The organism is Nocardia sp. NBC_01730 (assembly GCF_035920445.1).
Taxonomy (GTDB): Bacteria; Actinomycetota; Actinomycetes; order Mycobacteriales; family Mycobacteriaceae; genus Nocardia.
In genome coordinates, this window is record NZ_CP109162.1 from 2033083 (window position 1) to 2045959 (window position 12877).

The 12877-nt window shown below is 68.8% G+C and carries 1 protein-coding gene (cut by both window edges); it reads right to left on the bottom strand.

The whole window is internal to a GNAT family N-acetyltransferase gene (locus OHB12_RS08035; protein WP_327117624.1) on the bottom strand: the coding sequence, 97350 nt in all, runs 62383 nt past the left edge and 22090 nt past the right edge, and what appears here is coding positions 22091-34967 — codons 7364 (partial) to 11656 (partial); reading right to left, the first codon wholly in view occupies window positions 12873-12875. The start codon and the stop codon both lie outside this window.

Sequence of the window (12877 nt, forward strand, 5' to 3'; positions counted from 1 at the left end):
CGATCCTCGGCACGCCGGTCGAGCTGGTCGACCATGTCCCGGAGTTCGACAAAGGCCGCCACGTCGATGGAATCCGGGTCGATGTTCAGCCCGACCAACCGGTCGCGCAGCTGCGACTCGCTCAGCGGCAGCGGCTCCTCGCGCAGCTGCTCGCCGAGGGTGGCTCGCATCCGGCGCAGCTGCCAACCCAGCCGAGCCGCGGCCAATTCGGTCTTCCATGCCCGCGCGGGATCGGAGTCGTTGACCAGGTCGATGGCTTCCAAATATCCCCAGGTCGACCGAACCTGCCTGTTCTGGGCCGCTACGAGCTGGGCCGCGAGTTCGTCGATCCGATCGGCGGCCGCGATCAGCGTGCGCAGCCGCTCGACCGAACCGCCTTTGCCGCGCAGTGCCTCGAATCCAGCGTGCAACTGCTCCGCCAGCCCGTCGATCGCCACCATCCTGCGCCGCAGCTGATCCGCATCGGCCAGCATCCGGGACCCATGGTGCGCCAGGATGTAGTTTTCCGCCGCATCCCGCAACTGTTCGTCGGTGTCCTCGTTCATCGCAAGGGTCACCAGCAGCTCGGCCAACCGGGCATCGTCGGCGAACGCCTGCCGCTGCTCGGGGCTGAGCAACGCAACCAGGACGGCACGGGCTTCGTTCTCGGCCTCGGTCACCACCCCGGGTTCGGCGACCACCTCGTCCCGGAGCATCGCTTCGCGGCTCTGCTCGATCCGGTTTCGGAACCGAGCCAGTGCCGGGCCGAATTCGATTTCGACGTCGTCCACCCGATCCGGATCGGATGGTCCACCGTCGTCGTCCGGGTCTATACCCCCGGTCCGGGAAGTGCCGACCCGGAAATCCTCCCCGCGCAGCACAACCCGGCCGTCTGCGTCCGGTACCACGGTCCCGATGTTCGTCTCGCCGGCGACCGGCTTGCGCAGGAACAGCGCGACAACCTCGCAACCGGCCGTCTCCGGCGCCGGGGTGAAGTCCGACTCGAACTCGGCCATCCCCGGGTCACGCCGCTCGACCCGAACATTCCCGTTCTCGTCCACGCGCCGCACCAGCCAGTAGGTGTGGCCGAGCTCGCCGTTGACGCCGCTGCCGTGCACCGTCGGGTCGAAGACCAGCACCCCGACACCGTTGCCGCTGCCCGGCTGCTGCGCATCCAGCTCGGCGCCCCATTGCAGCAGCCGTTCCTTCGCCGCGGCGACATCGTCGACCACCTGCGAAACCTGTCCGCCCACTGCGGTTTCCAGGTCGCTGACCAGGGTGCCGGCCAATTCTCCTCGCTCGGGCATGGCGTCGAACCGGACCCCGAACGCGGCCGCGATATCCGCCAGGGTCATCGGACCGCACAGGTCCATCAGGTGCAGCCAGGGCTGGGTGCCGTCCTCGTCGAGAATCTTGTCCGCCAGGGCGGAATCCGGCAGTCCCGGGTGGCTGTTCCGCGGGTGCCAGTACCCGGCGTCGGCGACCGTGGTCACTACCCGGTGCACCACGTCGGCATCCTGCTCGATCCCGAGCAGCACCCGCTTGAAGGCGTGCTCGTCGACCTCGGCCGCGGTGATCATCGCCCGCTTGGAGACCTGCCGTGTGGTAAACGAGCCCGGCACAACCCGGCCATCCGCGAGCTGCGGCGGCACGAATCGCTTGGTCGCGAATTCCGGGTCCACCCGCCCGCGCACCTCGGCGGGGACCGGGTAGCCCAGCCACAGGGCGGCGGCCAGCACCCGCTGTACCAGCTCTGGCGAGACCGGGCGGTTCCTGGCGAACACATGCGAGACCGACGGGTGCGATACCGCGGCCAGCGCGGCCACATCCAGCAAGGTGGGCCTGCGGCGCAGCTCCTGGTCGGTGCAGCCCAGGAACCGCTCCGCCGCCGCGGTGAACCGGATCCGGCGCGGGCTGTCGGCTTCCTGAGCGACCCGGTCGAGTTCGGCGGCCACCCGGGCCCGGTCCACGGCCTCCGGCCGCACGCCCAGCAGCTCGGCCAGCTCCATCCGGACCGCGCGGATCTCCGCGAAGGCCTGCATCGGGGCGGGCGGTTCTGCCGATATGGCGGACAACATCCGGCCCGGCACGAACTGCTCCCCCGCGTAGTGCGGCGGCACGAAATTCGCCGCGGCATAGTCCGGGTCGACCCGGCCGAGATGCGTCGCGGGCAGTTCCACGCCCATCCATTGCGCGGCCGCGTAGAACCGCTGTGCAAGCTCATCCGACCGGATGATTTCTCCGGCCATGATGCGCCGGACGGTCCAGCCGGACACTCCGGACACCCGGACCATGTCCGTAACCTTCGGAGTGCGGGACAGCTCCCGCTGATCCAGCCCCAGGAACCATTCGGTGATCTCCAGGAACCGGCGGGTCTCCGGTGCCGGGTCGGCACTGTCGGCCAGCAGGCGCAGCTGGGTCAGCGGCGAGGTGTGCTGCGGCCGCCAGATCGGCTGGTGCAGTTCCGGCAGACCGAGCAGCGCGGCCAACTCGCGGTCCAGCTCGGTGTCCGGGCCGCCCGCAGGCAACAATGCCCGCCGGCCCAGCCAGGCCATGAGCTCGGGCATCCGGCCGTCCCCGGCCAGCTGCTCGAACTCGGCAGCGCCCAGGTTCTGCAGCTGGTTCTGCAGCACGACCGCCGCCCACCGGACCTGCTCCTGCACCATTTGATCCGGTGTAGTGCCGAGCAACTCGGCGAATTCCACCTGCAGCGCCCGCAACTGCTCGAAGGTGTGCGGACCGCGCGATATCTGCCCAGCCGGTTCGTCGAGGCCCGGCCACTCCTCCCGTGCGCCCAGCGGCAGCTCCGGGCCACCGGTCGGCTCTTGGCCCCCGGCCAGCGGCAGTTTCGGTGTGATGGCCTCGTCGAACAGCTGCACATGCTGCCTGACCACACCCCGAACGGCTCGGACCGGCCAGCCGGCTACCGCCTCGTCCCCGACGATCCAGCCGTCCTCGTCGGCTACCGGGTCGGCGGGGTCGAAAATCGCAACCCTGCCGCGGTTGCGGCCGCCCAGCTGCGGGAATACCTCGGCCAGACGGGCATTCGCCCGCACCACCACGGCGACGTGGCCGAAGCGGTTGCCGCCTTCGGTGACCAACACGGCCAGGCGCACATCGTTCTTCGGATCGCCGACCAGCCCGATCAGCTCCGCAGGCCCACCAGGCACCGGCTCCGGGTGCCAGTCGGCCCGCACATCCTTGGCGAAAACCGTGTCCGCCAGGCCTTCCAGCGCAGCATCGGCATCCTCCGCGGACCGGGCCTGGATCCCGGCGGCCGGACCGGCCGCAATAGCGACCACATTCTCCACCTGCACCGCGCACAACCGCTCCGGCGTGCGGTTCGCGGTGTAGTCGTACTCGCTCTGGGCGGTGTCCGACCCGAAACGGTCGGCGATCTCGGCCAGAGTGTCGGCCAATATCCCGGCCGACAGCACGGTGGGACCGAATTCCCAGGCGACACCGGCGAATACGTCGTCGGTGCGGCGCGTGCCTGCCGGACCGTCCGCGGGCAGGCTTGCCAGCAAGGTCGCCTTCTTGTGCAGCCAGGCGAAATCCCGTTCCACCCTGCCCAGTTCGGCCACCACCTGGACCAGCTCGCGCAGGCCGTCGTAGCGGGCCTGCGCAGTCACGACGTCCGCATCCGCCGGATCCCGATGCGCCCGCAGCTCCTCCAGCCGGCGCGAAGCGATGGCCCGAATCTCGCGCAGCTCGCGCAGCCGGTGAGGACCGGTGAGGAATTCGGCAGTCACGTCGTGTGCCCGACGCTGCCGCTCCACCTCGGCCCGGAGCTCTGCCCGCAGCACGAAGGCCTGCGGCAGCGCCGCCGCCAGCACATCCAGCCTTGGCTCCCGGGTGTGATCGCGCAGATGCCGGGCCTCCGCCGCCAGCACAGCGAGTTGCGCGGCCTGTGCGACGATCCCGTCGAGCTCGTAGCGGCCTGGTTCGGTCCGGGCCGCATCCAGCAGCAGCATCACCCATTCCCGGACCCGGCTCGCGGTCAGCGTGGGCGCCTCGGCGGCCAGCTGCGCCGCAAGCACCGGGTCGTTGTTGTCCGTGGCCAGCCGCTGAGCCGCCTCGGTGATCCGCACCACCAGCAGCTGCCGCCGAGCCAGCACGCGGGCTGCTTCCCGGGTCTGGGCCCGGTCGGCCAACTGGTCCCAGAACGCCGAGTTGCGCCTGCCCTTCGTGTATTCACCGAACTGGCTTCGGACGGCCGCCACCGCCCGCAGCTGCTCCGCGAGCCGGGCCAGCAGCCGGTGGGTATTCGCATGCTCGGGGAACCCGACCGCCAGCTCCAGCAGGGTCAGGCCGATCTGGTCCGGGGTCACCGCGGGCATCCGCTCGGTGGGCGGGAGGATCTCGCGGATCAGCTCACGGATGTCACTCTGGATCCGGGTGAGCTCGGTGCCGATGCGCACGCCAGCGCTGGTGATCTCCAGATACGGATCCGGGAACCAGGTGAACTCGGTTCCGGCTTCCGCCCGGTCGACCAGGCCGGTCACCGTCAGCAGCGCCATCGCCGCGCGCAGGGTCGGTGCGGCCGACTCCGGGGCGTGCAGGTGGTTTTCCGGCCGCTGTCCGTACGGGAGCAGTCCGCGGGCGGCACCGGTGTCCGCCGCGACCTGCCGGGCCAACCGCCGGGCGGCCGCCTGCGCCCGCTCCCCGGGCGCCACCGGCGCACGCCCCGGACCGGGTATCCGGACCGTCGCGATCACCGCATCGGTTTCCTTGCGCGACAGCAACTGCCGCGCCTGTCTCACCACCTCCCCGGGATCGGGGATATCCTCGAATTCCAGTCGGTGAACCCGGTTCGCGGACAACGGGTCCGGCACCGACCAGACCACGGTCAGCTCCAGCGCGCCGTCCGGCGCGCGGTGGTGGGACAGCACCTCCGCGACCGGCATGCCGGTGGCCTTCTCCCGCCGCCGCACCTGGTGCAGCTGTGTCATGGTCTCGTCGACCATTTCCAAGTCCGCGAGCCGCTGTCCCTGCTCGTAGTTCAGACCGCGGTCCGTCGCCGCCGCCTGCTCCAGCCGGGTCCGCACAATGTCGCGGGCCTGCTGTCGGATTTCCCGGGGCAGGCCGACCGCCACCGCCAGCACCTCCGGGTGTTGCCGCACCAGCAGCTGCTGCGCATAGGGTGGCACCCCGGGCCAGGCCGCCGCGATCGTCGCGGCCGCCTCGGCCACCGCGAACAGGGACGCATCCGGTGCAGGCACCATGGCGCCGATCTGCGGTATCCCCAGCCATGCCACAGCATCCCGGACAATCACCTCAGGGTTGCCCGCGAGCATCGGGGCCGGGTCCACTTGCGCGAGATCGAGGCTTTGCCGCACCTCGATGCCCAGTTCACCGATCTCGGCCTGCCGCAGTAGCTCCAACATGTTCGGGCCGTGCCGGATCACGGTCAGTTCGGCCGGCGACAGTGCCACCGCCCGGTCCGCGAGGAAGTCCTTCAGATCCGCAGCATCCTGCCCGAACCAGAACTCCGCGGCCCGTGGCTGTTCCGGCGTGCCCTGGGCCACCTCGTGCATGGCGGTTGCCAATCCGGCCACCGCCTGGTCGGTGCCACTGTGGCCGATATGCACCGTCTGCGCCGAGACATCGGCACCGACCTTGATCACCACCACCCGCGGCCGGCCAAGTTCCAGTCGGAGCACTTGCACCGGCGGGTTGCCGGGCAGATGAGTGGCCCAGCGCTGCAGCATGTGCAGTTGGTCGATCCAGTTCTGAACCTCGCGCAGCTGCTCGGCGTTCTCCGGGGTGTGCTCGCCGTCCAGCAGCTCATGCTGCAGCTGTTGCAGCCGGATCCGGTTCAGCCCGTCGGCCATCGCCGACGGCAGCTCCGCGGCGGTGGGCAACGGCTGCCGCGCAGTCGGATCGGCCAGGTGCGCCAGAATCAGCGCCTTCTGCTCGGCACTGGTGTTCTGCCACTGCCGGTCCCGCTGTTCCATCCGCACCCGCGGCTCGGCCGGAGGCTCCATTCCGGACAGCAGCGGAGCGGTATCGGCGTCCACCTGCTCGTGGAACTCCGCCCACGCCAGGGCCGCCGCATCCGGGGCATCCGGCAGTGTCGGGAAGACCGGGTGTGGTTCGGGGAGGGTCGGGACCCGCGGGCCGGTCACCAGCACATCGCCGAACGGTCGTGGGGCCTCGAGCACGGTGTAGACGTGGCGGCGGCCGGCCTCGTCCAGGAAATCCCGGGTCGGCGGGAAGCTGTTCAGATCCCGGCGCAGGTGCACCGCGTTCCGGTCGGCATCCCAGAGCAGACCGACTCGGGCCGGGACATGCGCGTGCCAGACCGCACCGGGAATCCGGCTCGGCGGGACACCGTCGATATCCAGCTCCATACCGTTGTAGCCGGGGTGGTTCACCGTATCGCCGTGTCCGACAGCGGTATTCGCCATCTCCGAGGGCAGCGGGCCGACCATCAGCACCGGATCGGTGGTCCGGATTTCCTGCTGCAGCGGGTCCACCAGCTGGAAGTGGCGGAACCCCGGATCGTCGATCGAGCGCTGTTCCGCTGGCAGCCGCAAGAAGCGGTTGGCCACATCGAAGGCGTCGTACACCCCGTACACATCGGACAGTCGGGTCTCGGCCAGCGCCATGACATTGTTCACCGTGAGCCCCTGCATCGCCGGGCCCCAGGTCTCGTCCGCGTACCGGCGTGCCGCCGCGGGGTTGTCGAAAGTCTCTACACCCTTGGCGATCTCGGCCCGGGCCACAGCATGTTTGCCGGCGTCCGAGAGTGCCTGGAAAGTCGGTTCCGACACCACCCCTGGCCCGCGCCGGGTCAGGATCCGGCTCAACCGGTTGATGGCGAGTTCTCGCCGCAGCTCCTCCGTCGTCTGCGGCACGCCCGCACCGGCCTCGACACGCGCCCGCAACTCCCGGTCCAGCTTCCGGGCGACACCGTCGATATCGGCATCGTCCACCAACCCGGCCAACCGAGTCAGCTCGGCCAGCCGGTTCACCGCCGTGGCCAGCTCGGTCAGCGGATTGTCCCGGCCCTGGCCGACCGTCTCCCCGAGCGCCTGCAGCAGGCTCACCGGATCCGCTTTGGCCGGGCGCGACCCCGCCGCGACCCGCTCCAGACCCAACACCTCGACCAACGTGCGCCGTTCCTGAGCTGCGAAGGTCCGCTTGCCCATGGCCCGTCCCACCGGATTCACCGTCATCTCGGCCACCGACATCCGGCCGGCCCGAATACCCGCTCCCTTCATGACCTGCTCGCCCATCCACCCGAGCAGCTCACCTACCCGCCGCGACCGCGCAGCCATGACAACACCACTGGCTCGGACCGACAGCTCGTGCCCGACCTGCTCCACCACCTCCCGCAGCACCCCCGGCCACAACAGCACCGCCGGGTCTTCGATCCTGAGCAGCCGGGCCAGCTCCGCCCGGATCTGCGCCACTTCCACATCAACCTGCCGCCAGTCGACTTCCAGCGCACGGGCCAGGTCATCGCGCTGCGTCCGGGCCCTGCGGGTGGTGGCGTCCTGCTTCGGCCGGGTGTCCTCGCCCGACGGATGCTGTTCCGGCACACCCTGACTCTCTTGGCCGCTCCCCGGCCCCTTTTGTCCCCCGATGTTGCTCAGGATCTTGCGGTCGCCTGGGACGCGGGCGGTGTCGGGGGTCAGTTCTACCGTGGGGTTGCCGTCGCCGTCGCGGAAGCTGACGAAGGTTTCCTTGACGCTGTCGCGGACCCGGCCTTCGATCTCGCGGTGGGCGTTGTCCAGCGCAATAGCGTCGCCGGTGTCCTGTTGGAGCCAGTCGCGCACATACACTTCACCGTCGTCACCGACGTACATCTCGTAGGTGTGCGAGCCGATCTTATTCGGGTTCTCCCGATCGAAATGTTCGTATTCGTCAACCACCACGGCGGAGGCACCAGGGCCCATTGCGCACAGGATGTCGGCGATGCGGTCGTGGGCGGTGCGGCCGTTGATCACCGACGCGGGGAACGACTCCTGGTACCAGCCCGCGTTCTGCATGGTGGCGAATTCGGTATCGGTGCGGCCGTGCACGCCTGCCGCGGTCAGCGCCGGCCACTGCTTGTTCGGGTAGCGCTCGCGCTGGGAGCGGCCGACGTAGGTGGTGCATTCGGCCGGGCTGCCTTCCAGGAGGCTGCGTAGCAGCGGTAGTTCGTGGGTGATGGTGTCCGGCAATCGGTGTCGGGTCAGGGCATCCCGATCGACTGCCTCTTCGTTGAACCAGGTCACATTGGCGCGGGTTCCGGTCCAGTTCAGCGCGGCGATATCGACGATTTCTTCGGCCGTCGGGTGTGCGACCACGTCGAATTCGGCCGGGGCCAACCCGTTTCGCACGCGGTAGTTCCGGTGCACGGCCAGCAGGTCGGTGAGGTCGGCGTTCAGGAAGTTCGCGGCCTGCTCGACCAGCGTGGCCGGGCCGACATACATCAGTACGGCTTGGTTTCCATGCGGGACGAATGCCGTTGCCGCCGTGCGCATGACAATGCCGGACAGGCCCTCGGCAGAGGTCCCCACCCGCAGCTGGACCCGGCGGCTGGTGTCGAGGTCGCCGAAGGAGACCGCCATCCGCTGCTGTCCCGGTTCAGTATTCAGGCCGAGAGTCAGCACCTGCACCGGCGGGTGTCCGGGCAGACCGGCGGCGATCCGCTCGGCTTCTTTCAGCTCCGACACCCGAGCCCGCAGCGTGGCCAACCGGTCTACTCCAGCGGGGTCCAACTCGAGCAGGCCGGAATCCTCGAGCTCCTCGTAGAAAGCCAGCTCTCTGGCCAGGTACATCCGGTTGGCCCGGTCGCGCCACCGGGCCGGGAGCTCGGCCCGGTCGGCTAGCTCGCTCGGGTAGGCGGCCACCAGCAGCTTGTGCTGCTCCAGACTGAACTCAGCCCAGCCCTTCTCGCCGCTGTTCAGCCGGCTCCATAGCTGTTCGGCCGCTTCCCGCTGCTGCGCAGTCAGCTCCGCCGGCTCGGGCAGCACCGGCCGCTCCGCGGGTGTGGGCGCCTGTTGCATCCAGTCTCGCAGCGCGGCCAGCTCGCCCAATTGTTCGGTCATGGCCAGCCATCGCCCGAGTTCGGTCGCGGACAGTACCGGGCGTCGGCGCGCCACCTCGACGCCACCCTCAGGATCGGTCTGCAGCCGCTCCTGGTGCGCTTGCATCATCGGCTCGGCCACTGCGGCATGCACCATAGCGACGCTGTCGGCATCCCCGGTAGTGACGAAGTTGATCCGGGCCCGCGGATAGGCTTTGGCGACCGTGTCCAGGTCGCCGGCCAGCCGGTGCGGGTCGGTGCCCTGCCAGACCACTCTGGTGAGCCGGCCACGGTCCCCACGCTGCAGCTGCTCCTCGATCGCCGCACCGGCGAAGTCGTGTGCCTCGAACAGCCCGGCCCGCAACGCTTCCGGAGTGGGCTGTTCGGCGGTGACGAAAACGGTGATCTCGGTCGGGTCCACGTTGCCGTCGAGCAGCACGAAGGACCGGCTGTCCGGCGTCAGCTCCAGCGGCAACGCCAGCGGCCGGACAGTCGGCTCGACATTCTGGTAAGCCGCCGCATAGCTGCGACGCTCGGCCCGAAGCACCGCATCGAGCGTCGCCCGCAACCGAGGGTCCCGGTTTACTTCGACAAGTGTGTGTAGCCGCCACTTCACCAGCTCGGACCGTTCCGCCCCCACTACGCTGTCCCCATCCACACCGAGCGCAGCCACCTGCTCCGGCGCCGCCTCGATGAGCAGTTTCTTGTTCTGATCCGACAGCCCGGCAACCCATCGCGCCGCCTCGTCCGGGTCGTCCTGGAGCATGTTCAGAAAATCGACCAGGTCCGAATGGGCCTGGCTGGGCGACAACTGGCTTGGCTCCTGTGGGGCCTGGACAACGGAGTCGATCCCCTCGTCCCGCAGCCAGAGCTGCGCCTCGTCCGCGACCCCGATTCCATCGCGCCAACTCACGAATTCGATGCGCGGCTTATTCCGTTCCCGGACCTGGTGAATTCTGACCAGCTCCGCGGCCAACGCGACTGAGTCGGACTCGTCCAGATCGGTCCCGGGTGTGCCCCGCCCCTGTGCCAGGTCGGGGTCGTCGTGGCGGTGCAAAACGATCGCGGCCACGTCACCGAACGCTTCCCGCCCGGCCTCGAGCTGCGCGAGGATCTTCCTGGGCTGTGCAAACAGCGCAGCGCCGTCGGTGGTGGCCTCGACCACGATGCCGAGCACCACGGGAGCAGTCATCGGGTCGCCGTACTGGAAGACCATCCGGCCCAGCTGCTCCTGGTGCGCATCCTTGTTGTACTGCAACAACCGCACCGGGCCGAGCGGGTTACGGCCCGTCTGCTCGCTCCTGGTATCGAACTCGGCGACGAAGTAGTCGGCGTCCCCGGTCAGAAACTCCAATGCGTCGAGCTCCAGGGCGCGCTGACTCTTACTGTCACCGAACCTGGCCCCCAACTGGTTCTGCTGCCGGTGCAGCGCATCGCGGTTGTCCCGGTCGCGTTCTTCGGAGTCATCCTCGGGCAGGTCGTCGCGACCGAAGGTGCGCAGCACGTCGGCATTGCCCGCCAACCCGTCCGGCCGGTCCGCTGGAACGGCCATCCGGTCCCGCTTCACAAACGGCACCTCGGGAATCCCGTTGTCATCCACAACAATGGCCTTCGCCTGCCGCGGACGGTGCCTGAATTCGAGGTCGTGCAGCCACCGCTGGATCTGCTCGTCATCGTCGAGGATCCGTTCGACGTCGTTCTCGTCGATGTCGTGCAGGATCAGTTGGCCGTCTTCACGTTCCACCTCGACCAGGTGCCAGCCGCCGCGCCGCTGCAGCATGATGGCCGCGGCCCCGCCTTCCTCGCCGATGCGTTCGACCAGCTCGCGCACCGAGGGCACATCCTGCCAGTCACCGTCGGCCACCTCTGCGATCGGTCCTTCCGGCACACCGGCCAGGCCCTCGGCCGCCACCAGGGTCAACCGGGGCAGCGATCTGGACGGCAGCTCTTGGCGGCGTTCCACAAAATCCACCAACCGGTTCACCACCAGGGCACACGGCTGCGGGCCCTGCTCTGGAGTCCGCTGCGGCAGCGCAGTGGTCACCGCCACTGGTTCGAATCGGTCGGCGATCTCGTCCAGTACTGCTGCGATCTGTGTGTCGACTGGGGTTCGGCGCGCGGCTTCGGTGTCCCGGTCCAGTGCGGCGCGGCTCTGTGCGAGGGGGGCGAGTTGCGCGAACAGATCCGCCAACCGGCGCAATTCCCGGTCGGCGGCCAGGAATTCGTCGATCGCGGCAACCCGGGCGCGCTGCGCCTGGTAGCGCTGCACCAAGCCCAGGACTGAATCCTGATCCTCCAGCTCGGCTACCCGCTCGAGCATCTCCTCGGTGGTCAACTCGGCCGACGACACCGGTTCTCCGGTCGCCTCGTCCAATGCGACAAGCAGTTTCCGGTACAGTCCGGCCCGGTCTCGCCGGGCCCGGCGCAGCGCCCGCGCATCGGTGAGTTCCGGAACCCGGCCACCGCGGAGAGTGCGCTGCGCGGCGGCGCGCGCCTGCTGCACGGCTTCCCACCGGTTCACCAGGGCGTCCAGACCGAGGTTCCGCGAAGCCCGCAACCGCAGGTGCGCGATCTCGGTGTCCATGATGGCGATCTCGGCGAATTCGCCTGCGAACATGAACAACAGCTCGCGGTATCCCTGGCTCAGCGGAGCATCCAGCAACCTGTTCAGCAGCTCCGGGGTCAGGTCGGCGGCACTCGCCTCGCTCAGCCGCGGATCGGCGTCGTACGACACATCGCGGTCCGCGGCGACCGCACGGTCCAGGTCGCGGATATCGTCGAGCAGCCGCTGCCGCCGCACCAGCCGACGGATCTCCAACTCGGCCAGTTCCTGGGCCGCTTCGGTGTCGGACGGCACCTGTCGGGCCGTCGGACGCTCCGCGTCCAAGTACGCCGGGTAGGCGGTGATCGCCGCGCCCACCGCCGGCTGCGCGGATTCGTCGTCGGCCGGAGCGTGGTCGGGACCGACCATGGCCGACTCGACGGCATCCCCATCTGCTGCTGGACGCCCACGCAGCGGCCTGGTGACCGCCGGCTCGGGCACCCACGGCTGTTCCGGCGCCGGACGGGCCGGTCCCGCTTCCATCGCGTTGCCGAGGTTGTCCAGGAACAGAGCGTCGACCTGCTGCCCCATCGATTCCCGGGCAGGCACGAAATTAGGTTTGAATATTCCCTGGTCGGGATCACGCTGTTCGATGCGAACTCTGCCATTGTCGGCGACCCTGCGGATCAGGAAATAGACACGTCGACCACCGCGGGCGCCCTCCTCGAACACCAAAGCCCCGATGTTCACGCCGCTGCCGGGCCGATCGGCATCCATCGCCTTGCCCCGGGCGCGCAGCTGCTCGGCCACCGTGTGTGTATCGGCGAATTCCTGCGTTTTCCCGTCGAAAGCCTTCTCGTAAGTGCTGACTCGGATGCCGGCCAGCCCGATCTTGCTCGGAATTTCGATATCGTGACGCTTATATTCCGTGCAAACATCGCGCAGCACCAACAACCCGCCCGGAATTCCGAGCTCATAGGCCCACTTCGCCCGGGCCGGGTGGCCCCTGGTGCCGTCGTCCAGAGTGGGCGAGGTTGTTATCGCCCGAGGCATCGAAGCTCCGGCTTTCCGCAGCAGCCGGTTCAGGAACAGGAATCCCGGCGGCTTCGTATCCGCATACCACTGCGCCCACCGGGCCAAGGTGACTTCCGGGCGTGAACCGTCGTCGACTATGTGCCAATGAATAAGTCGTGATGGATCGGTCAGCGGCAGCAACACATCGTGCGCTCCGGCTTGCCCACCTTCCGATAATGCTTCGACCGGTCGCAACCCCTTGTCCGGGTCACCGTCTACATGACCGTATAGCGGGATATTCTTCAGCCACTCTTCGACCACCT